The sequence below is a fragment of the Streptomyces sp. NPDC006393 genome, from assembly GCF_040628575.1.
Classification (GTDB): domain Bacteria; phylum Actinomycetota; class Actinomycetes; order Streptomycetales; family Streptomycetaceae; genus Streptomyces.
The window spans coordinates 1-22,376 of sequence record NZ_JBEXZD010000128.1 but is presented as its reverse complement, the minus strand read 5'-3'; the positions used below and the strand labels follow the sequence as shown (position 1 = coordinate 22,376).

Genomic DNA, 22,376 nt, shown 5'->3' with positions numbered 1-22,376 from the left:
TCCACCGGCGACATCCAGGCCCGCTTCAACAAGAGCGACTGGTCCAACTTCAACGAGAGCGACGACTACAGCCGCGGCACCAACACCGCCTACGCGGACACCACCAAGGTGACGGGCTACGTCGGCGGCGCCCTCGCCTGGGGCACCGAACCGTAAGCCCCCTCGCACGTCCGGTGGCGGGAGGAGAAGGCCCGTCCCATGTCCCTCCCGCCACCGGGTTCCAAGCACGCCGCCGGCACACGCGTGTGACGGCGGCCGCAGTCCCGCCTCCGGCGCACCTCGCCCACGCTCGGAAGGAAACCGCCATGCCTTTCCCCCTGCCTCCGCCACGATCACGGCCCTCCGCGTCCGCCGCCGGGAAGCCGGTCGGCTCCTCACGCGGCAAGCGGCTCGTGTGCACGCTGGCCGCCCTCGTGACCGCCGCCTCCGGGCTGCTCGCCGTCGGGGCGGCCTCGCCCGCTCTCGCGGCGGGCACGAGCACCCTGGACCAGCTGGCGGAGGCTCAGGGCCGCTACTTCGGTTCGGCCACCGACAATCCGGAACTGTCCGACGCGCCGTACACCGCCGTCCTGGGCAGCGAGTTCGGCGTGATCACGCCCGGCAACTCGATGAAGTGGGACACCACCGAGCCGCAGCAGGGCCAGTTCAACTTCAGCGGCGGCGACAAGATCGTCGACTTCGCCCGGGCCCACAACCAGCGCGTGCGCGGTCACACCCTGGTCTGGCACAGTCAGCTGCCCGGCTGGGTGAGCGGCCTGCCCGCCGGCCAGCTCCAGGCGGCGATGGAGAACCACATCACCGAGGAGGTCAGCCACTACAAGGGCGAGATCTACGCCTGGGACGTGGTCAACGAGCCCTTCAACGACGACGGCACCTTCCGGAGTTCCCCGTTCTACAACGCCATGGGAGACAAGTACATCGCGGACGCGCTGCGCACCGCCCACGCGGCCGACCCGGACGCCAAGCTGTACATCAACGACTACAACACCGACGGCACCGGCGCCAAGGCCGACGCCATGTACCGGCTGGCGAGCGACCTGAAGAGCCAGGGCGTCCCGCTGGACGGCATCGGCTTCCAGGGACACCTGGCCATCCAGTACGGCTTCCCCACGAACATGCGCCAGAACCTCCAGCGCTTCGCCGACCTCGGGCTCGATGTCGCGATCACCGAGCTGGACGTGCGCATGCAACTGCCCTCGGACGCCACCAAGCTGGCGACCCAGGCCGACTACTACCGTCAGGTCACCGAGGCCTGTCTCGGCGTCTCCCGCTGTGTCGGCATCACGGTGTGGGACTTCGACGACAAGTACTCGTGGGTTCCCAGCACCTTCCAGGGGCAGGGAGCCGCCTGCCTCTACGACGAGAACCTCCAGCCCAAGCCCGCGTACGCCGCCGTCCGCGACGCCCTCGCGCCCGGCGTGTCCGACACGACGCCCCCGACGGCGCCGACGGGCCTCGCGGTCTCCGGCACCACGGACACCTCGGCGTCCCTGAAGTGGTCGGCGTCGACCGACGACGTGGGTGTCACCGGCTACGACATCTACCGGGACGGGACGAAGGCGGGCAGCAGCACCTCGACGTCCTTCACCGACAGCGGGCTCACGCCGTCCACCACGTACACGTACACGGTCAGGGCGAAGGACGCGGCGGGGAACGTGTCGTCGGCGTCGGCGGCCGTCACCGCCACCACCCAGGCCGGCGGCGGCACCGGCACCGGGGCGTTCAAGGTGCAGTACAAGAACAACGACACCGCCCCCGGCGACAACCAGATCAAGCCCGGCCTCCAGGTCGTCAACACCGGCACCGAACCGCTGGACCTGTCCAAGGTCACCCTGCGCTACTACTTCACCGGCGACAACGGCGCGAACACGTACAGCGCATGGTGCGACTACGCCCAGATCGGCTGCGCGAACGTCACCCGGAAGGTCGTGGCGATGTCCACCCCGAAGGCCGGCGCCGACCACTACCTGGAGATCGGCTTCACCACCGGCGCCGGAACCCTCGCCGCCGGCAAGTCCACCGGCGACATCCAGAACCGGTTCAACAAGAGCGACTGGTCCAACTTCGACGAGAGCGACGACTACAGCCGCGCCACCAACACCGCCTACGCCGGCACCACCAAGGTGACCGCGTACGTGAACGGCACCCTCGCCGTCGGCACCGAACCCTGACAGCCCCCCGGACCGGCGGCGTCAGGTGACCCGGGCGCCGCCGGACGTCTCGGTGACGAGGAGATCGGCCAACCGCCGTGCGACGGCGGTCGGATGGGTCACCAGGACCAGTTCCGTGCGGTGGACGAGACGCGGCTCCTCGACCGGGACGGCGGTGAGACCGGGCAGCGCGGCGGCCAGGGACAGCGGAAGGGCGGTGAGCCCGAGCCCGGCGGCCGCGAGGGCGGCGAGACCGTACAGGTCGGTGCCGCGGTGGCTGATCCGGGGACGGAAGCCGTCCGTGCGGCACAGGGCGCGCAGCCGGTCGAGGGGAACGGCCGTGTCGGCGGCGTCGATCCACTGGGCCTGCGTCAGATCCGTGAGCCGGACCGCGCGGCGCCCTGCCAGCGGATGGCCGTGGGGGAAGAGGACGGCCAACGGCTGCTCCGCCGCCACGAGGACGGTCGCCGGGCCGACGTCCGGCAGGGGCAGCGGGTCGCTGGGGGCGGCGATGCCGTCGACGAGGCCGAGACCGGCACGGCCGGTGAGGACCTCCTCGATCACCGGCTCCCGCCCCAGGACCCTTACCTCCAGGAACAGGGAGGGGGTGGCGGCGCGCAGTCGGGTGAGCGCCTGCGCGACGGCGGGCGTGAGGGCGGCGGGCGAGCAGGCCAGGACCAGTCGCGTGGGCCGGCTCTGCCGCAGGCGGGCGAGGTCCGCGCGGGCGGCGTCCAGCCGCAGCAGCAGGGCGGGGGCGTGCTCCATCAGCCGCTCACCGGCCGGAGTGGGGGCGACGGGCCGGCGTTCGACGAGCCGGGTACCGAGGTCCGCTTCGAGCGCGGCGATGTGCTGGGAGACGGCGGACTGGGTGTAGCCGAGGGCCGCGGCGGCGCGGGAGAAGGACCGGTGGTCGAGGACCGCGACGAAGGTGCGCAGCAGATGCGGATCCATGCGGATCAGTATCGCTTATGCGTGATGCGGGAATCATCGTTGGACGCGATGCGGGGTGCCCGGCAGGATCGGCGTCATGGATCACACCGCACGCCTCGCCCTGGTCGGGGACCGCTCCCACGCCGTTCGCTCGCACACCCGCGTCCCCGGCCTGCTTCGGGCGCTGCGGGCGCGGGACGGGCTGGATCTCGACGCCTACTGGGTCGCCACCGAGGACGCCGGTCAGGGCGTGGACGGCTTCGACGCGGTCTGGGTGCTGCCGGGCAGCCCCTACCGCAGTGAGGCCGGGGTCCTGTCCGCGATCCGCGCGGCACGCGAGGGGGGCATCCCCTTCCTCGGCACCTGCGCGGGCTTCCAGCACGTCCTGCTCGAATTCGCGCGCCATGTCTGCGGCCTGGACCGAGCCGCCCACGCCGAGAACGATCTTTCGGCCGCCGAGGAGGACAGCGTGATCGTGCCGCTGGCCTGTTCGCTGGTCGGCCACGAGGGCGTCGTCCGGGTCTCCCCCGGCTCCCGGGCCGCCTCCCTGATCGGAGCCGATCGCACGCGGGCGCGCTACCACTGCGGCTACGCAGCCAACCCCCGGCACCTGGACGTCCTGCGCGCCCATGGGCTGGTCTTCACCGGCACGGACGAGTCCGGCGAGGTCCGTATCGCGGAACTGCCCTCCCATCCGTTCTTCCTGGCCACCCTCTTCCAGCCCGAACTGGACGGCGACGGCACCCGGGCACACCCGCTGATCACCGGCCTGGCCGAGGCCGCCGTCGCCCACGCCCGCTCCCGCACCCACGCCCGGACCCGGTGAGCCGGACCGCGGTTAGCGCAGGCCGGACAGGGAAGCCGGGAAGCTGATGCGGACGACCGCGGCGGCCTCACCGGCACGGCGGGGCCTGGCAGGCGCGGTCGGGAGGTGAGCAGGCATGACCGGCGCGAAGAAGGACACCGGCACGGGCCGGCGGACGGCGGGCGACACGGACCAGAAGCACATCGTCGGCGCGCTGCTGAAGCGGTACGGACGCGAGAGCCTCTCGGAGGAGGCCGAGATCCATCTGAAGGAGTCCCCCCACGCCCTGTTCCAGATGTTCCAGCTCGCGGCGCTCACCGACGCCCGGGTGACCCCGGAGACGGCCGTGCGCACCTTCGTCGGCCTGCGTGAGCGCCGATGGTCCACGGCCGGAGGGGTGCTCCGGGCGGGGGCCGACCGGATCGCCGGGGCGCTCAGGGACGCCGGATACCGGGAGGGCGACGTCAGGCGGATCAGCACGGCCATGACGGACGCGGCGCTGCACCTCCAGGAGGACCACGGCGGCGACCTCGGGGAGCTGCGCGAGGACGCCGGACGCGACCCGGAGCGCGAGCGGGAGCTGCTGCGGCACTTCGCCAACGTGGACGACGACGTCGTCGACGCCTTCTGCCGCGAGGCGCAGCTGCTGTGGAACGAGCTGTGCCCGTTCGTGGACAAGAAGGTGCTCGACGCGGCGGACCGGCTGCACCTCGACCAGGACGCGATGTCGCTGCGTGCGCTGGTGGACGACGACCGCGAGTTCGTCCGGCTGGTCGACGCCCTGGTCCGGGTCAGGCACGACGAGGACGGCTACCACCAGGTGCGAGAGCTGGCCCGCGTACCGTGAGGAGCCACGAGCGGTGTGCGAGGTCCTGATCCCGCCGCTCGTGGGGGCCCGCCGCTGGCACGGCCCGGCAGATCGCTCGTTTGAAGGGCCCGGAGCGGATCACCCGGCCCGGCGTGCGGAACCACGTCGACACGGCTGGGGGGCTCGCGCCGCACACCGCCGAGAGCAAGGACGATCGATCTGTTCACCGACCACCACGAGCGAATGCTGATGCCGGGCGTCGGGCACTTCCCGCCCCGGGAGGCGCCGCAGGCCACGGCGGAGGCGATGCCGCGTCTGGTGAGTGGGTGAACATGCGAGGCAGGACATGGTGGACACGGCACGTACGGAGACCCGGGATCTGGTCGTCGTCACCGGCGGCAGCCGCGGCATCGGCGCCGCGGTGTGCCGCGGGCTCGCCGCGCGGGGTCACGCGGTCGCGGTGAACTACGCCGGCCACGCGGAGGCCGCGGACGCGGTCGTGGACGCCGTCGTCGCCGACGGCGGACGGGCGCGGGCCATCGCCGCCGACGTCGCCGACGAGCGGCAGGTCGCGGCGTTGTTCGAGGAGGCGGAGGCCGAACTGGGCGGACTGGCAGGGCTGGTCAACAACGCGGGGATCCTCGGCGAGGCCCGTCCGCTGGACGAGCAGGACGCGCACGCCCTGGAGCGGCTGCTCGCCGTGAACGTCCTCGGGCCCCTGCTGTGCTGCCGCGCGGCGGTCCGCCGGCTGTCCGTCCGGCACGGCGGGCAGGGCGGAGCGATCGTCAACATCAGCTCGGTCGCCGCCCGGACGGGCGGGATCTACGGCACGGTCGCCTACGCGGCCACGAAGGGTGCCGTGGAGAGCCTCACCCGGGGGCTGGCCAACGAGGTCGCGCGGGACGGCGTCCGGGTCAACGCCGTGGCACCCGGCCTGATCGCCACCGACATGTCCCCGGCGGACGTGGACCGCCTCGCGGAGAGCGGGGTGCCGATGGGCCGCGTCGGACGGCCCGAGGAGATCGCCGAGGCGGTCGGCTGGCTGATGTCACCGGCCGCCGGCTATGTGACCGGTACGACGATGACGGTCTCGGGCGGCCGGTAGCCGTGCCCGGTCCCGACGAGCGCCGGCTCGCCGGGGATCCGTCCGCCGGCCATCGGCCCGCGCCGGGTCTCGCGCTCAGGGACGCGGTCCCCGCGCCGGGCCGGTCGGGGACGCGGTGTCCGGCCTGGTCCATGGCGATCGGCGCGCTGTGCGTGTCGGCGTCGGCGGTCCTGCTGGATCTGGCGCGCACCTCTCCCGGCACGGCGTCGTTCTACCGCTGTGTGCTGGCCCTGCCCGCGCTCCTGGTGCTGGCGGGCGCCGAACGCCGCCGGGAGGGCCCGGCGGCACCCCGGCGGTACGGGCTCGCGCTGGTGGCGGGAGCGCTGTTCGCCGGGGACATGCTGCTGTGGACGCAGGCGATCGGAGAGGTGGGCGCCGGGCTGTCGACCGTGCTGGTCAATGTGCAGGTGGTGATGGTGCCGTTGCTGGCGTGGGCGGTCGACCGGGAACCGGTGCCCCGCCGCTTCCTGTGGTGGCTTCCGGTGCTGCTGGTGGGGGTGGTGCTGGCCGGCGGCGTGCTGGAGCGGGGCGGGGCGGTCGGCAGCGATCCGCGCTGGGGCACCGTGCACGCGATCCTGGCGGCCCTGTGCTATTCGGGGTTCTTGTACCTGCTGCGCCGCGGCGGTCACGCCGGCCAGGTCCGGCAGGTGTACACCGCGGTCGTCGTGGCCGCGGCGGCGGTGTCGCTGGCGGCCGGGCTGCTGTGGTACGGATTCGACGCCACGCCCGGCTGGCCGGCTCTGGGCTGGCTGCTGGGGGTGGCGGCCTGTAGCCAGGTCGTCGGGTGGCTGCTGGTCGCCACCGCCTCGCCGAGGCTGGCCTCTCACGTCGGCGCGATCCTGTTGCTGCTCACGCCGGTGGGCGCGGTGGTGCTGAGCGCCCTCGTCCTTGGCGAGCATCCCACCCCGCTGCAACTGGGCGGGTGCGCGCTGATCCTGGTCAGCGCCTACGTCACCACCGCCCGGGGCACGAGGCCGCACGACGGACCCGCCCGGTCACGATCGGGGCGCCGGGCGCGGGCGCGGTGAACGCCCCGGCCGCCCGCGGTGGGGACGACACGGCGGGCGGCCGGGGCGGTGGTGCGGCGGGGCGGCTCAGTGGGCGGGCGATGTGCCGAGCCTGTCGTGGACCCAGGTGTGGAAGGCGCCGATGTGGTGCTCGCTGGGGACGAGGACGCCGCCCTGGGCGTACGCCCGGGAGCCCATCCCCGGTTGGGTGCGCTCGCAGGCGTCGAAGTCCTGGCGGTTGACCCGGTCGAAGAGCTCCACGGACCGGCTGACGTCCTTGCCGCCCTCGACCACGTGCGGCAGGTAGAGCCAGTCGCACTCGACGACCGTGCGGTCGACGGCCACCGGGAACATCCGGTGGAAGATCACGTGGTCGGGGACGAGGTTGATGAACACCTGCGGCTTGACCGTGATCGCGTAGTAGCGGCGGTCCTGCTCCTCGGCGACCGTGGGGATGCGGTCCAGGCCCTCGGATCCGTCGACGGTGAAGCCCTTGACGTCCTCGCCGAACTCGGCGCCGTGGCCGACGTAGTACTGGGCGGCGTAGCCGTCGGCGAACTCCGGGAGCACCTCGGTGAGTTCCGGGTGGATGGTGGCGCAGTGGTAGCACTCCATGAAGTTCTCGATGATCAGCTTCCAGTTGGCCTTGACGTCGTAGGTGATCCGGCGGCCCACCCGGAGGTCGTCGACGCCGTAGTTCTCGATGACCTGGAGGTCGCCCAGACGCTCGGCCACCTCGCCGGTCACGTCGTCCTCGAAGGACGGCGGGGTGTCGGCGAGGCACACCCACACGTAGCCGAGCCACTCGCGGACGTGCACGTCGACCAGGCCGTAGGCGACCCGGTCGATGTCCGGCATCGACGTCAGGTTGGGCGCGGCCACCAGCCTGCCGTCCAGTCCGTAGGTCCAGGCGTGGTACGGGCACTGGAAGGCGCGCTTGACCTCGCCGGACTCCTCGGTGCACAGCCGGGCCCCACGGTGCCGGCAGATGTTGAGGAACGCCTTGACCGAGCCGTCCCGGGCGCGGGAGACGAGCACGCTCTCCCGGCCGACCTGGCAGGTGCGGAACTGTCCGGGCCTGGCCAGTTCGGAGGCGCGGGCCACGCAGAACCACATGGTCTCGAAGATGCGCTGCTGCTCGAGGGCGAAGATCCCGGGGTCGGTGTAGTGCTCGCCGGGCAGGGTGGGGATCAGGCTGGAGGGCAGGTTGGTGAGGGTCATCGTGTCACCTTCGAAGGAGGTCAGCCGCGCAGGCGGGACATGGCCGGGTCGAACAGGGGCTCCTCGGCGACGGCCGCCTCGACGCGCTGGTCGAAGTAGCCGATGTGCACGGTGGTGCCCGGGACGGCGAGGTCCGCCGGAAGCCACGCGTAGGCGATGCCCTTGCCGATGGTGTGGCCGTAGGCGGCGCTGGTGACGTAGCCGACGGGGCGGTCTCCGTCGTAGACCGGTTCCTTGCCCATGACGACCGCCCGCGGGTCGTCGACGGTGAGGCAGGTCAGGCGGCGTCGTACGTCGGCCTTGCGGCGTTCGAGGGCGGCCTTGCCGATGAAGTCCTCCTTGTCGAGCTTGACGGCGAAGCCGACTCCGGCCTCGTAGGGATCGTGCTCGTAGGTCATGTCGGTGCCGAAGGAGCGGTAACCCTTCTCCAGGCGCAGGCTGTTGAAGGCGCCGCGGCCGGCGACGACGCCGCCGAGCGGCTCGGCCGCCGCCCACAGGGTGTCCCACAGCTTCTGGCCGAGGTCGGCGGTGGTGTACAGCTCCCAGCCGAGCTCGCCGACGTAGGACAGGCGCATCGCGGTGACCGGGACGCTGCCGATGTGGGCGCGCCTGGCGCGGAAGTACTTCAGCCCGTCGTTCGAGAAGTCGTCGTCGGTCAGCGGTTGCAGCGCCTTGCGGGCCAGCGGGCCCCACAGGCCGATGCAGCAGGTGCCCGGCGTGATGTCGCGGACCTGGACCGTGCCGTCGGCGGGGAGGTGGCGGGTGAACCAGTCGAGGTCGAGGTTGCCGTTGGCGCCGACCTGGAAGAGGTCGCGACCGAGCCGGGCGACGGTGATGTCGCTGCGGATGCCGCCGTCGTGGTCCAACAGGAGTGTGTACGTCACCGAACCGACCGACTTGGCGACCTTGCCGGTGGCCATGCGCTCCAGGAAGCCGGCGGCGCCGGGGCCGCTGACCTCGAGGCGCTTGAGGGCCGTCATGTCGTAGAGGGCGACCGTCTCACGGGTGACCTGCGCCTCCGCGCCGACGACGGGCGACCAGTACCGCGCGGCCCAGTCGTTGGGCGTGGGGATGCTCCTCCCCTCGACGAGCGAGGCGTTGGCCTCGTACCACTGCGGGCGCTCCCAGCCGTTCGCCTCCAGGAAGAAGGCGCCGTGCTCCTGCTGACGCGAGTGGAAGGGGCTCTTGCGGATCGGGCGCGGGTCCCCCGACGGCTGGAGGGGGTGGATGATGTCGTAGACCTCTTCGAAGTTCCGGCAGTCGCGGGCCAGGACGTACTCCGGGGCGAGCTGGTGGGGCTCGAAGCGGTTGACGTCGCACTCGTGCAGGTCGAAGGACGAGCAGTGGCCGTCGACCAGCCATTCGGCCATGGCCCGGCCGACGCCCGCGGAGTGGGTGACCCAGACGGCCTCGGCGACCCAGAAGCCCTTGACGTCCAAAGACTCGCCGAGCAGCGGGAAGTTGTCGGTGGTGAAGGAGAACAGGCCGTTGATGCCCTCCGCGATCTCGCTCTCCTTGGTCGCGGGCAGCAGCGACTGCGTCTCGGTCCAGGCGTCGGCGAAGTCGTCCTCGGTGAACTTCAGCACCGACGGCATCCGCTCGGCCTCGTCCACGGAGAGGATGTCGTCGGCGGAGACGGGCATGGGGCGGTGGCCGTAGTAGCCGATGCCCAGGCCGTCGAAGCGGTCGCGGTAGTAGAGGTCGGCGTCCTGGTGGCGCAGGATCGGGCGGACCGCCTCCTCGGTCTGGCCGGCCAGTGCCGGGACGGGGCCGGTCCAGGCGAGTTGGTGGGCGAGCGGCGTGAGCGGCAGGTTCATGCCGACCATACGGGCGATCCTCGGGCCCCAGATGCCGGCGCAGCACACGACGATGTCGGCGCCGAGCTCGCCCTGGTCGGTCACCACGCCGGTCACCCGGCCCTCGCTCTGCCGCACGTCGAGGACCTCGTGGCGGGCGAGGAAGCGGACGCCGCGCCCGGTGGCCCGGCGGATCTGCGCCTCGACGGCGAGGACGGCCTTGGCGAGCCCGTCGGTGGGGATCAGCAGGCCGCCGAGGACCCGGTCGGGATCGACCAGTGGGTGCTGCTCGACGCACTCCTCGGGGCTCAGCAGCCGGCCCTCGACGCCCCAGGAGGTGATCCAGCCATGGCGGCGCCGCAGTTCGGCCAGGCGCTCGGGGGTGGTGGCCACTTCGAGGCCGCCGACCTGGAGGAAGCAGGGCCGGCCGTCGACGTCGAGGGAGCGGAGCTTCTCGACGGTGTAGCGGGCCAGTTCGGTCATGGTCTTGGAGGAGTTCGTCTGGAAGACCAGGCCCGGGGCGTGTGAGGAGGACCCCCCGGTGGCCGGCAGCGGGCCCTGGTCGACCACGGTCACTTCGGTCCAGCCTCGTGCGGAGATCTCGTCCGCGAGAGCCGCTCCCACGACGCCCGCTCCGATGATCACCACTCGGGGTCCCGCCATCGCCGCACCTCCGGAATTCAGAACCGCTCAGTTGCTTTCTGCGCAACATGATTCAGGCTGCGCAACTCAATCTGCCTGCCGCGGGGATGGGTGTCAAGGGGTCCGTGACGTCGCGGAGCGGGCCGCACAACGACCCTGGAATCGGCCCGGAAAGCGGCCCGGAAAGCGGCCCGGAAAGCGGCAACGCCCGGCGGGCGGTGCGCACCGCTGCGCACCGCCCGCCGGGCGTGTCCGACCGCTTGCGGACGCGGGTCAGCTCAGCCAGGCCTCCACCTTGTCGCGGTTGGCCTCGACCCACTTCTTCGCGGCCGCGTCGGGCGACATCTTGTCCTGCGCGATGTACTTGGCCACGGTGTTCTGGTCGTCGTTCGTCCAGTGGAAGTTCTTCACCAGCTTGTAGGCGGGGCTGCCGGACCGGGCGAACCTCGAGCTGACGATCTTGTTCAGGTCGTACACGGGATAGTCGCAGGCGATCTTCGCCGCGTCGGCGTCGCACCCGGTGGTGTACTTCGGCAGATCGACCTTGACCAGGGGCACCTCGGACAGGAACCACTGCGGCTCGTAGAAGTAGCCGATCACCCACTGCTTGTTCTTCTCGGCCGTCCGGAAGGCCTGGATGAGCGCGGTCTCGCTGCCCGCGTACACCACCTTGAAGTCCAGTTTCAGGTTCTTCACCAGTGCCGCGTCGTTGGTGACGTAGGACGGGTCGCCGTCCAGCAGCTGGCCCTTGCCGCCCGACTCGGAGGTGCGGAAGCGGGAGGCGTACTTGTCGAGGTTTCTCCAGTCGGTGATGTCCGGGTGGGCCTTGGCCAGCCACGGCGGCACGAACCAGCCGATGACGCCCTTGTTGCCGGTGGAGCCGGCGTCGACGGCGGTCTTCTGCTCGGTGATGTACTTCTTCTTCAGGTCGTCGTGGCCCCAGTTCTCCAGGATCGCGTCGACCTCGCCGGTCCCGAATCCCTGCCAGGCGATCTCTTCCTTCAGGTCCTTCTTGTCGACCGTGCATCCGAGGTCGTGCTGGGCGACGTACGCGACGACCGCCGCGTCCGCCTCGTAGCCGACCCAGGGGTTGACGGCCAGGTTGAAGGTGCCGCACCTGCCGCCCGAGCTCTTGGAGCCCGCGGAGGAACCGTCACCGACCTTCGCGCCTCCGCACGCGGTGAGGGTGAGGCCGAGGACGGCCAGGCCGGCCGCGCCGGCGCGCCAGTGTCTTGCCATGGTGTCGTGCTCCTTACGCGCCGGTGCGTCGCGCCGCCGCCTGAGTGATCCGGTCGAACATGACTCCGAGCAGGACGATGGCGAGTCCCGCCGCCAGCCCCTTGCCGTACAGCTCTCCCTGCGAGAATCCGGCCACGACGTCGTAGCCGAGGGCGCCCGCCCCCACCAGGCCGCCCACCACGACCATCGACAGCACATAGATCAGACCCTGGTTGGTCGCGAGGGTCAGGGCACCGCGTGACATCGGCAGTTGGACCTTGGTGATGATCTGCCAGGTGTTGCACCCGGCGGAGGCGGCCGCCTCGACGGTGGTCTCGGGCACGGCCCGCACCCCGTCCGCGATGATCTTCATGGCGACCGGTGCCGCGTAGACGACGGCGGCGACGATGGCCGTGAAGCGCGTCGCCCCGAACAGCGCCAGGAACGGCACCAGATAGACGAACGGCGGCATCACCTGCGCCGCGTCCAGGGTGGGCCGCAGCACCCGGTCCACCAGCGCGCTGCGCCCCATCCACACGCCGAAGACGACGCCGAGCACCATCACCAGTACCGTCGCCACGGCGGTCGAGGCCAGTGTCGTCATGCTGTCCGACCACACGCCGGTGCCCACCAGCAGGCCCACGCACACCGCCGCGGTGAGGGCGGCGAACCGGCCGCCGAGCACCGCGCCGAGCGCCACCAGGGCCGCGCCGACCAGCCACCACGGGGAGTCGGTGAGCAGCGACTGGAAGGGGTTGAGCAGGCCGTTGGTGATGATGTCGCGGGCGGTGTTCGTGATGCCCGACAGGTGGTCCTGGGCCCAGGTGGTCGCGGTGTCCGCCGCGCTCGCGATGGAGCTGCCGGTAGCGCCGTCGCCGGGGAACTCGGCCGCCCACACGTAGGTGTGCGACAGATACATCAGGATCGCGGTGCCCGCGGCGCCCGCGGCCAGCAGGGGGCGGCGCCAGGCGAGGAAGCGGCTGCCCGAGCGGCGGGCCGCCTCCTCGCGTCCCCCGGCAGCCGTCGTCACCCGGTCCAGGACGATCGCCATGACGACGATGGCGAGTCCCGCGTTGAAGGCCGTGCCCACGTCGAGCGACTGCAAGGCCTGGACGACGGTCTTGCCGAGCCCGGGGGCGTCGATCAGGGCCGCGATGGTCACCATCGCCAGGGCGGCCATGATGGTCTGGTTGACGCCCATCACCACCGTCCGCCGGGACATCGGCAGCAGCACCTTCAGCAGGGTCTGCCGCCGGGTCGCGCCCAGCGAGTCGGCCGCCTCGACCGTGCTGCGCGGTACGGAGCGGACGGCGTGCGCGGTGATGCGGATCGCCGGCGGAGCCGCGTAGATGAGGGTGGCGATCGTGGCGGAGGCCGGGCCGATGAGGAAGAACAGGGTCAGCGGGGCCAGGTAGACGAAGGTCGGCATCGTCTGCATGAAGTCCAGCAGCGGCGTCATGATCCGGTTGAACCGGTCGGACAGCCCCGCCCATACGCCCAGCGGCAGCGCGAACAGCAGCGCCACGAGGACCGCGGAGACGGTGAGGGACAGGGTGTCCATGCTCTCCTGCCACAGACCCTGCAGCCCGAAGAAGGTGAACCCGGCCACGGCGAGCAGCGCGACCCGCCAGTTGGCCACGGCCCACGAGACATAGCCCGCGAGGCCGACCACGCCGAGCCAGCCGATCTGCGGGACGGGACGGGCGCCGGTGGGCTGGGAGATCAGGTGCTGGACGAAGGTCACCAGGTTGTCGATGACCAGGCGGATCTCGTTGAAGAAGTACAGGAAGAGCGGATTGGTGTTGCGGTTCGCTCCGATGGTGTCGTTGACGTCGTTGAACCAGCGGTGCAGGCCGGTGAGGTCCGCCGCCGCCAGGGTCAGGGTCTGCCGGCCGCGGAACACGGCGAACAGCACCAGCCAGACGACCAGGATCGCGGCCACCACCGTGCGGCGGCCGACTCTGCGCGCACCGGCCAGAGGTGCGGTCTTGTCCAGGGCGACGGTCATCACGCGCCGCCTTCCCGCCCCGCCACCACCGCGAGGATCTCCTCGTCACCGACGATGCCGAGGAGCTTGCCGTTCTCGACGACCTTGACCGGCCGGTCGGCGGCGAGCACCGCCCGGGTGGCCTCCCGCACCACCACGTCCGGGCCCAGTTCGGGGCCGTCCAGGGCGTCGTCCGGCTCGGCGGGCCGCATGATCCAGCGCAGGGTGAGCACGTCGCCGCGCGGCACGTCCTTGACGAACTCGCGGACGTAGTCGTCGGCGGGCGCGCCGACCAGTTCGTCGCCCCGGCCGCACTGGACCGTCCGCCCGTCGCGCATGATGAGGATGCGGTCGCCCAGCTTGAGCGCCTCGGAGAGGTCGTGGGTGATGAACACCATGGTCTTGCCGACCTCGTGGTGCAGCCGGATGACCTCGTTCTGCATGTCGCGGCGGATCAGCGGGTCCAGCGCGGAGAACGGCTCGTCGAAGAAGAGCACGTCCGGATCGCCGGCCAGGGCGCGGGCCAGGCCGACGCGCTGCTGCATGCCGCCGGAGAGCTGGTCGGGGTAGGAGTTCTCGTAGCCGGCCAGGCCGACGAGTTCGACGACCTCCTGGGCCCGCCTGGTGCGCTCCGCCCTGCCCATGCCGCGGATCTCGAGGCCGAAGGCCACGTTGTCCACCACGCGGCGGTGCGGCAGCAGCCCGAAGTGCTGGAAGACCATGGAGAACTTGCGCCGCCGCAGTTCGCGCAGGCGCCGGTCGTCGGCGTCGCGGATGTCCTGGCCCTCGAAGACGACCTCGCCGGAGGTGGGTTCGATCAGCCGGGTCAGGCATCGCACCAGGGTGGACTTGCCGGACCCCGACAGGCCCATGACCACGAAGACCTCGCCCGGCGAGACCTCGAAGCCGACGTCGCGTACGGCGACGGTGCACCCGGTGCGCTCCATGAGCTCGCGGCGGGAGAGCCCGCACAACTCGGCGGAGTCCGGCACCCGGTCGGCCTTCGGACCGAACACCTTCCACAGCCGGCGCACGGAGATGACCGGAGTGGTGTCCGGGTCCTGGGGTGTGCCGCGCCGCTGCGGCACCTCGGTCTGTGTGGGGGTCACGTTCGACCTCTTTTCGGCGTTCAGCCGCTGAACCAGCGCTGCGGCCGTGGTTGGATGTTCTGCCAGATGTGCTTGGGCTCCCGGTACTCGTCCAGGCCGGTGGGTCCCAGCTCCCGGCCGACGCCCGAGTGCCCGAAGCCGCCCCATTCGGCTTGCGGTACATAGGGGTGGTAGTCGTTGATCCAGACCGTTCCGTGGCGCAGCCGCCGGGCCACCCGCTGGGCCCTTCCGGCGTCCTGCGTCCATACCGCTCCGGCGAGTCCGAACTCCGTGTCGTTGGCGATGCGTACGGCGTCGTCCTCGTCCCGGAAGCGTTCCACGGTGAGCACGGGGCCGAAGGACTCCTCGTGCACCACGCGCATGTCCTGCCGGCACTCGTCGAGCACGGTGGGCGGATAGTAGTGGCCGGCGGCGAGGGCGGCATCGGCCGGCCGTTCGCCGCCGCAGCGCAGTACGGCGCCCTCGGCGAGGCCCGCCGCGACGTACGCCTCGACCTTCTCCCGGTGCGCGGCGGAGATCAGCGGCCCGGTCTCCGCCGCCGGGTCGAAGGGGCCGCCGAGGCGGATCCGCCGGGCGCGGCGGACCACCTCGTCGACGAAGGCGTCGTGCAGGCCGTCCTCGACGATCAGGCGGGCTCCGGCCGAGCAGACCTGTCCGGAGTGCAGGAAGACGGCCGTGAGGGCGAAGTCCACGGCCGTGTCGAAGTCGGCGTCGGCGAAGACGACGTTGGGGTTCTTGCCGCCGAGCTCCAGCGCGACCTTCTTCACGGTCGCGGCGGCGGTCGCCATGACGCGCCGACCGGTTTCCAGGCCTCCGGTGAAGGAGACCATGTCGACGGCGGGGCTCTCGCAGAGCGGTGCGCCCGCCTCGGGGCCGGTGCCCAGCACCAGGTTGGCGGCACCGGCCGGCAGCCCGGCCTCCTGAAGCGCCTTCATGAGCAGGATGGACGTGGAGGGGGTGAGCTCGCTGGGCTTGAGGACGACCGTGTTGCCCGCGAGGAGTGCGGGCGCGACCTTCCAGGAGGCCTGCAACAGCGGGTAGTTCCAGGGGGTGATGAGCCCGCAGACCCCGACCGGCTCGTACACGACGCGGCTGACGGCGTCCTCGCGGCCGGTGTCGACGACCCGGCCGGCGTCGATGCCGCCGATGCCGCCGTAGTGGCGGAGGCAGGAGACGACGTCGGCGACGTCGTACTCGCTCTCGACGAGGCGTTTGCCGGTGTCCAGCGACTCGGCGCGGGCGAACTCCTTGGCGTCGCGCTCGATGATGTCGGCGGTGCGCAGAAGCAGTCGGCCGCGCTCCCGCTCCGGGGTGCGCGGCCAGGGTCCCTCGTCGAAGGCGCGGCGGGCGGCGGCGATCGCCGCCTCGGTGTCGGGGCGTGTGCCTTCCGACACGGTCGCGGCGAGGGTGCCGTCGGCGGGACAGCGGATGTCCCGCAGGCCTTGGGACACCGGCTCCCGCCACGTCCCGTCCACGTACAGGTCTGCCACGAGCCAAGCCCTTCAGCCGTAATGCGTTGCGCATCGTGCATCTAATTGCTTGTGGTGGAACACCTTGGCGAAAGCGCCCACCTACGTCAAGGGGTCCGGTCATGACGATTCGGCCGACGGCGGACGGACCGGGATCCGGTCCGCCCGCCGTTGTATACGGCCGTGGCGAGGGGCCGCGACGCAGCGGTGGAGCCGTCGCACACGGCCCTGTCCGGGACTTGGGCGTGGCCCGAGGTCTACCCCGCCTGCGTCCGGGCGTCGCGGTGGCGGTAGTACGCCGCCTTCGACGGCTCCAGCGGCTGCCTGCCGAGGATCAGGTCGGCGGCCTTCTCCGCGACCATCATCACCGGCGCGTAGATGTTGCCGTTGGTGACGTACGGCATCACGGAGGCGTCCACCACGCGCAGTCCGTCCAGCCCGTGCACGCGCATGCTCGCCGGGTCGACGACGGACATGTCGTCGGTGCCCATCTTGCAGGTGCAGGAGGGGTGCAGGGCGGTCTCGCCCTCCTTGGCGACCCAGGCGAGGATCTCCTCGTCGCTCTCCACGGACGGGCCGGGCGAGATCTCCCCGCCGTTGTAGGGGGCGAGCGCGGGCTGGTTGAGGAGCCGGCGGGCGACGCGGATCGCCTCGACCCATTCGCGGCGGTCCTGTTCGGTGGAGAGGTAGTTGAAGCGCAACGCCGGCTTGACCCGGGGGTCGGCGCTCCTGATCTTCACCGATCCGACGGCGTCGGAGTACATGGGCCCGACATGCACCTGGTAGCCGTGGCCGCCGGCCGGCGAGGAGCCGTCGTAGCGGACCGCGACCGGGAGGAAGTGGAACATCAGGTTGGGATAGTCCACGTCCTCGTTGCTGCGGGCGAAGCCCCCCGCCTCGAAGTGGTTGGTGGCGGCGGGGCCGGTGCGGAAGAGCCATTGCAGTCCGATGAACGGGGCTCGCCACTTCGCCAGGTACGGCTGCATGGAGACCGGCTGCTTGCAGGCGTACTGGACGTAGACCTCCAGGTGGTCCTGGAGGTTCTCGCCGACGCCGGGGAGGCCGTGGACGACGTCGATGCCGAGGGCGCGCAGTTCGCCGGCGTCGCCGACGCCGGAGAGCTGGAGCAATTGCGGGGAGTTGATCGCGCCGCCGCAGAGGATGACCTCCCCGGCGCGGACCCGCTGGGGCGCGCCCCTGCCGCGCCGGTACTCGACGCCGACGGCCCGCTTGCCCTCGAAGAGCACCCGGGTGACGAAGGCGCGGGTGCGGACCGTGAGGTTCGGCCGTTTCATCGCGGGCTTGAGGTAGGCCTTGGAGGCCGACAGACGGCGCCCGCGATGGACGTTGCGGTCGAAGGGGGCGAAGCCCTCCTGGCGGTAGCCGTTGACATCGTCGGTGCGGGCCTGGCCGGCCTGCTGGACGGCCTCCAGGAAGGCGGTGAAGAGCGGATTGGTCGCCGGGCCGCGTTCGAGGACGAGCGGGCCGTCGTGGCCGCGGAACTCGTCCTCCGGGTCGGCCGCGAGGCAGTTCTCCATCCGCCGGAAGTACGGCAGGCAGTGCGCGTAGTCCCAGGTCTCCATCCCGGGGTCGGCGGCCCAGCGCTCGTAGTCCATGGGGTTGCCGCGCTGGAAGATCATGCCGTTGATGCTGCTGGAGCCGCCCAGCACCTTGCCGCGCGCGTGGTAGATGCGGCGGCCGCCCATGTGGGGCTCCGGCTCGGACTCGTACTTCCAGTCGTAGAACCGGCTGCCGATCGGGTAGGTCAGCGCCGCGGGCATGTGGATGAAGACATCCCACGGGTAGTCGGACCGGCCGGCCTCCAGGACCAGCACCCGGTTCGCCGGGTCCGCCGAGAGCCTGTTCGCCAGTGCGCTGCCGGCCGATCCGCCGCCGACGATGACGAAGTCGTAGTGCAGGGTAGCCATGGTGCCTCGTCTCGCTCGCGCCGTAGATACGCGGGGCATGCTAGTGCGGTAGCGCTATGTGCACCAGGTTGCGCGCAACGCAACCTGCGAGTCCGAGTTTCCGTGGCGTCACTTGCCTCCGCGTTGTTTACTGAGCGTATAGTTTCGTTATGAGCAACTACAGTCCAGAGTCTGAAACGTCGACTTCACAGACCGGAGGAGTGCAGTCGGTCGACCGCGCCATCAGCGTGCTGGAGATCCTGGCGCAGCGCGGCGAGGCGGGCGTCAGCGAGGTGGCCGGCGAGATCGACGTCCACAAGTCGACCGCGTTCCGCCTGCTCGGCGCCCTGGAGGCGCGGGGCCTGGTGGAGCAGGCCGTCGAGCGCGGCAAGTACCGGCTCGGGTTCGGCATCGTGCGCCTGGCCGGCGCGGTCACGGGGCGTATCGACATCACCCAGCAGGGCCGTCCGGTCTGCGAGCGCCTCGCCGAGGAGATCGGTGAGACGGTCAACATCGCCGTGCTCCAGGAGCACTATGCGATCAACCTCTACCAGGTGCGCGGCCCGGCGGCCGTCACCGCGCACAACTGGGTCGGGCAGCTGACCCCGCTGCACGCCACCTCCAGCGGCAAGATCCTGCTGGCCCACCTGCCCGCCAAGGAGCGCGCCGCGCTGCTGGCCGAGGCGGGCCTGAAGAAGGTCACCCCGCACACCATCACCGCCAGGACCAAGCTCGAGAAGAACCTCGCCGAGGCCCGGGAGCGCGGCTACGCCTGGACCACGGAGGAGTTCGAGATCGGTCTGCACGCCATCGCCGCGCCGATCCGGGACCGGCAAGGCGACGTCGTCGCGGCGCTCAGCGCCTCCGGGCCGTCCTACCGCTTCACCGAGGAGCGCCTGCACGAACTCGCTCCGGTGCTGGTCAAGGGCGCGGACGAGATCAGCCACCGGATGGGCTACCTGGGCTGACCCGCCGGGCCACGGCCGGTGGGCGCCGAGGCGCCCCTGCACCCGGCTGGAGGGCGGTGCCACGTGTCGTGCGCGGGTGCGGTGTCACGGTGTCGTGTTCGACAGCTGTCTGCGCCAGCGGGTGAACAGCCTCGGCTGGTTCATGCCGAGCACGGCGACCGGATGACCGCCGCGGCGGTAGACGGCGAGGAAACTGCGCTCGTCCGTGGCGCCTTCCACGACCGTCACGGTGTCGGCGCCGGCCGCGTGTCCGGCGAACTGGATCTTCACGCCGTACTGGTCCGACCAGAAGTACGGCGGCCTGGGCACGGCGGGTTCCGCCGCGCCCGACGACAGCAGCGCGGCCACGGCCGCGGCGGGCCGCTCCAGCGCACCCGTCCAGTGTTCGACGCGGCGGTGGACGCCCGCACCGGGGTCGTACCAGGCGGCGCAGTCACCGACCGCCACCACCCCGGCCAGGCTGGTGCGGCCGTCGGCGCCGCAGGTGACGCCGTTGTCCAGGGCGACGCCGGATCCCTGGAGCCATTCGACGTTCGGGCGCGCCCCCACACCGACGACGACGGTGTCGGCGGGGATGCCGCGGCCGTCCTCCAACAGCACGGCCTCGACCCGGCGTTCGCCGCCGAGCCCCTTGACGCCCGCCCCGCACAGCAGTCGTACGCCGTGGTCGGTGTGGAGGGCGGAGACGATGCCGCCCATGGTCTCGCCGAGCGGTCCGGCGAGCGGTGTCGGGGCCGCCTCGACGACCGTCACGTCGAGCCCGAGGCCGTGTGCGGTGGAGGCGACCTCCGCGCCGATGAACCCGCCGCCGATGACGACCAGCCGCCCGCCGAGGGCCAGGGCGTCCCGCAGACCACGGGCGTCGTCGAGCGTGCGCAGCACATGCACTCCGGCCAGGCCGGCGGCGCCGGGCAGGGTCCGCGCGGCGGCGCCGGTCGCGACGACGACGCCGTCCGCCCGGACCCTGCGGCCGTCGGTGAGCCGGATCGCGCGCTCGGTGCGGTCCAGTCCGGCGGCGCGGGTGCCGAGCAGCCACTCGGCCCCCAGATCCTCGTCGTCCCTCTCCAGCGCGAGGTCCGCCTCGCCGAGGGTGCCGGCCAGGAACTCCTTGGACAGCGGCGGCCGGTCGTAGGGGCGGTGGGGTTCGTCGCCGATGACGACCAGCCGCCCGTCGTAGCCCTGTGACCGCAGTGAGCGGGCCGCCGACAGACCGGCCAGCGAGGCTCCCACCACGGCCACGGTCCTCACGCGCGGCCTCCGGCGAGCCGGTCGGCGAGGCAGGGCGGGAGGTTGGGGGCGTCCGTCGACAGCCGCACGTAGACCATGCCGTCCTCCACGACGACCTCGTGGGTCCGGACCGGGAGCTTGGCCGGCGGGGCGTCGACGGCGCCTGTCCTCAGGTCGAACGTCGAGGCGTGGAGCGGGCATTCCACCTCGCAGCCCTCCAGCCAGCCGTCCGCGAGCGAGGCGTCCTGGTGGGTGCAGGTGTCGTCGATGGCGAAGACCTCGCCGTCGACGGTGTGGAACACCGAGACCGGCGGATCGGTGTCGAGCCGGAAGGCCTCGCCTCGCGGGAGATCCGTGAGACGGCACGCGGGAATCATCATGACACCTCGGTTTGATGGCTCGTTCGCCTACGGGCGCCTTCAGCCGCCCTTCGGCTCCCTTGACGGTGCATATAGCGAAACGAATTGCGATGAGCGCAACATCAGTCTGGGGTTCGGCCAGAACCCTTGTCAAGGCGTTCACCGGGCCCCTCGACCCGCCGTTTCCCGTTGCGCCACAAGGAACTTGCGCCACTGAGAGAAACGCGGGCGAAGACAGCGGATGCACGCCCCTCTCGCGGCCCTCAGGGCTGGGAGACGGGCGTGCATCCGTGAGCAGGACGCCGGTCAGCAGCCCCGGGCGATCCACTCCTGAAGGTGCGGGGCCTCCGCGCCGATGGTGGTGGTCTCCCCGTGTCCGGTGTGGACGACCGTCTCTCCCGGCAGGGTCAGCAGCCGGTCCCGGATCGACTCGACGATCGTGCCGAAGTCGCTGTACGACCGTCCCGTGGCGCCCGGACCGCCCGCGAAGAGCGTGTCCCCGCTGAAGAGCGCCGTCAGGCCGGGCGCGTACAGGCAGACGGCGCCGGGGGCGTGGCCGGGGGTGTGCAGCACGGTCAGCTCGGTGCCCGCCACGGTGAGGACCCGGCCGTCGGCCAGTTCACCGTCGGGCATCCGGTCGGGATGGGTCTGCTTCCACAGCGGAAGGTCATCGGGGTGGAGCAGGATCGGCGCACCGGTGCGCGCGGCGAGTTCGGGCGCGGCGTCGATGTGGTCGTTGTGCGCGTGGGTGCACACGATGGCGGTCAGCCGGCGGTCGCCGACCGCCTCGGTGATGACCCCGGCGTCATGGGCGGCGTCGACGACGATCGCCTCGCGGTCGTCGCCCACGATCCACACGTTGTTCTCGACGTCCCAGGTGCCCCCGTCGAGGGTGAACTGCCCAGAGGTGACGAGGCGTTCGATGCGGACGGCGCTCACAGCACCACCACCGAGCGCAGCACGTCGCCGCCGTGCATCCGCTCGAACGCCTTCTCCACCTCGTCGAGGGCGATGGTCTCGGTGACGAAGGCGTCCAGGTCCAGCCGGCCCTGCAGATAGAGGTCGATCAGCATCGGGAAGTCCCGGGAGGGCAGGCAGTCGCCGTACCAGGAGGACTTCAGCGCGCCGCCCCGGCCGAAGACGTCCAGCAGCGGCAGCTCCAGCTTCATCTCCGGGGTCGGCACGCCGACCAGGACCACCGTGCCGGCCAGGTCACGGGCGTAGAACGCCTGCTTGTAGGTCTCCGGGCGGCCGACGGCCTCGATGACCACGTCGGCGCCGAAGCCGCCGGTCAGCTCCCGGATCGCCTCGACCGGGTCCGTCTCGCTGGAGTTGACCGTGTGGGTCGCGCCCAGCTTCTGGGCCGTGGCCAGCTTCCGGTCGTCGACATCGACCGCGATGATCCTCGCCGCGCCCGCCACACGCGACCCGACCACGGCCGCGTCCCCGACGCCGCCGCAGCCGATGACGGCCACGCTGTCACCGCGGCCGACATTCCCGGTGTTGATGGCCGCGCCGATGCCCGCCATGACGCCGCAGCCCAGGAGACCGGCGGCGGCGGCCGAGGCGGCCCGGTCCACCTTGGTGCACTGGCCGGCCGCCACCAGCGTCTTCTCGGCGAACGCGCCGATCCCGAGGGCCGGGGAGAGCTCCGTGCCGTCGGTGAGG

General features: G+C 71.6%; 18 protein-coding genes. 6 read left to right on the top strand and 12 right to left on the bottom strand.

All coding sequences use genetic code 11. From position 1 onward, the window contains the following. Positions 1-305: 305 nt before the first annotated feature. Positions 306-2,171, top strand: coding sequence for an endo-1,4-beta-xylanase (locus tag ABZ484_RS33730; protein ID WP_358869759.1), 1,866 nt, complete (start codon positions 306-308; stop codon positions 2,169-2,171). Between the two features lie 21 nt (positions 2,172-2,192). Here the strand turns inward: ABZ484_RS33730 and ABZ484_RS33725 are convergent, their stop codons facing one another. Beyond that, positions 2,193-3,101 (bottom strand): LysR family transcriptional regulator, encoded by a 909-nt coding sequence (locus tag ABZ484_RS33725; protein WP_358869758.1) that lies wholly within the window; start codon positions 3,099-3,101, stop codon positions 2,193-2,195. A gap of 76 nt (positions 3,102-3,177) precedes the next feature. Between ABZ484_RS33725 and ABZ484_RS33720 the strand changes: the two genes are divergently transcribed. From ABZ484_RS33720 to ABZ484_RS33705, 4 genes are all read left to right on the top strand, one after another. Continuing rightward, positions 3,178-3,906: a hypothetical protein gene (locus ABZ484_RS33720; RefSeq protein WP_358869757.1), complete on the top strand. Its 729-nt coding sequence runs from the start codon at positions 3,178-3,180 to the stop codon at positions 3,904-3,906. Between the two features lie 115 nt (positions 3,907-4,021). After that, entirely contained in the window at positions 4,022-4,732 is a 711-nt protein-coding gene (locus tag ABZ484_RS33715; RefSeq protein ID WP_358869756.1) for a hypothetical protein, read from the top strand. A gap of 307 nt (positions 4,733-5,039) precedes the next feature. Then, on the top strand, positions 5,040-5,798 hold the full coding sequence (locus ABZ484_RS33710; RefSeq protein ID WP_358869755.1) for an SDR family oxidoreductase: 759 nt from the start codon (positions 5,040-5,042) through the stop codon (positions 5,796-5,798). A 131-nt stretch (positions 5,799-5,929) separates the two neighbouring features. Beyond that, entirely contained in the window at positions 5,930-6,826 is an 897-nt protein-coding gene (locus ABZ484_RS33705; RefSeq protein ID WP_358869754.1) for a DMT family transporter, read from the top strand. 66 nt (positions 6,827-6,892) lie between these two features. On the opposite strand, the gene ABZ484_RS33700 is transcribed toward ABZ484_RS33705, so the two are convergent. From ABZ484_RS33700 to betA, 7 genes are all read right to left on the bottom strand, one after another. Next, positions 6,893-8,026: an aromatic ring-hydroxylating dioxygenase subunit alpha gene (locus ABZ484_RS33700; protein WP_358869753.1), complete on the bottom strand. Its 1,134-nt coding sequence runs from the start codon at positions 8,024-8,026 to the stop codon at positions 6,893-6,895. A 20-nt stretch (positions 8,027-8,046) separates the two neighbouring features. Next, positions 8,047-10,485 (bottom strand): FAD-dependent oxidoreductase, encoded by a 2,439-nt coding sequence (locus tag ABZ484_RS33695; RefSeq protein ID WP_358869752.1) that lies wholly within the window; start codon positions 10,483-10,485, stop codon positions 8,047-8,049. Between the two features lie 252 nt (positions 10,486-10,737). Then, a complete protein-coding gene (locus tag ABZ484_RS33690) occupies positions 10,738-11,703 on the bottom strand; it encodes an ABC transporter substrate-binding protein (protein ID WP_358869751.1) in 966 nt (321 codons plus the stop codon). A gap of 13 nt (positions 11,704-11,716) precedes the next feature. After that, positions 11,717-13,690, bottom strand: a complete 1,974-nt coding sequence (locus ABZ484_RS33685; protein ID WP_358869750.1) for an ABC transporter permease subunit — start codon at positions 13,688-13,690, stop codon at positions 11,717-11,719. Then, the gene (locus ABZ484_RS33680; protein ID WP_358869749.1) at positions 13,690-14,778 is read right to left on the bottom strand and encodes a glycine betaine/L-proline ABC transporter ATP-binding protein; all 1,089 of its coding nucleotides are present in this window, start codon (positions 14,776-14,778) and stop codon (positions 13,690-13,692) included. Before ABZ484_RS33680 ends, ABZ484_RS33685 begins: the two co-directional genes overlap by 1 nt. A 20-nt stretch (positions 14,779-14,798) precedes the next feature. Beyond that, the gene (locus ABZ484_RS33675) at positions 14,799-16,268 is read right to left on the bottom strand and encodes an aldehyde dehydrogenase family protein (RefSeq protein WP_358869748.1); all 1,470 of its coding nucleotides are present in this window, start codon (positions 16,266-16,268) and stop codon (positions 14,799-14,801) included. Between the two features lie 236 nt (positions 16,269-16,504). Further along, complete coding sequence (betA, locus tag ABZ484_RS33670) at positions 16,505-18,175, bottom strand: choline dehydrogenase (RefSeq protein ID WP_358869747.1); 1,671 nt, start codon at positions 18,173-18,175, stop codon at positions 16,505-16,507. 149 nt (positions 18,176-18,324) lie between these two features. Here betA and ABZ484_RS33665 point away from each other — a divergent pair, with 149 nt between their 5' ends. Continuing rightward, positions 18,325-19,122, top strand: a complete 798-nt coding sequence (locus ABZ484_RS33665) for an IclR family transcriptional regulator (RefSeq protein WP_358869746.1) — start codon at positions 18,325-18,327, stop codon at positions 19,120-19,122. 84 nt (positions 19,123-19,206) lie between these two features. Here ABZ484_RS33665 and ABZ484_RS33660 read toward each other — a convergent pair whose 3' ends face one another. From ABZ484_RS33660 to ABZ484_RS33645, 4 genes are all read right to left on the bottom strand, one after another. Then, positions 19,207-20,370, bottom strand: a complete 1,164-nt coding sequence (locus tag ABZ484_RS33660; protein ID WP_358869745.1) for an FAD-dependent oxidoreductase — start codon at positions 20,368-20,370, stop codon at positions 19,207-19,209. Then, complete coding sequence (locus tag ABZ484_RS33655) at positions 20,367-20,729, bottom strand: bifunctional 3-phenylpropionate/cinnamic acid dioxygenase ferredoxin subunit (RefSeq protein ID WP_358869744.1); 363 nt, start codon at positions 20,727-20,729, stop codon at positions 20,367-20,369. The genes ABZ484_RS33660 and ABZ484_RS33655 overlap by 4 nt, the downstream gene beginning before the upstream one ends. Positions 20,730-21,014: 285 nt before the next feature. Continuing rightward, positions 21,015-21,647, bottom strand: a complete 633-nt coding sequence (locus tag ABZ484_RS33650; RefSeq protein WP_358869743.1) for an MBL fold metallo-hydrolase — start codon at positions 21,645-21,647, stop codon at positions 21,015-21,017. Beyond that, positions 21,644-22,376 (bottom strand): zinc-binding dehydrogenase (locus ABZ484_RS33645; RefSeq protein ID WP_358869742.1); only part of this gene is annotated, 733 nt, incomplete at its 5' end. The genes ABZ484_RS33650 and ABZ484_RS33645, both read right to left, overlap by 4 nt.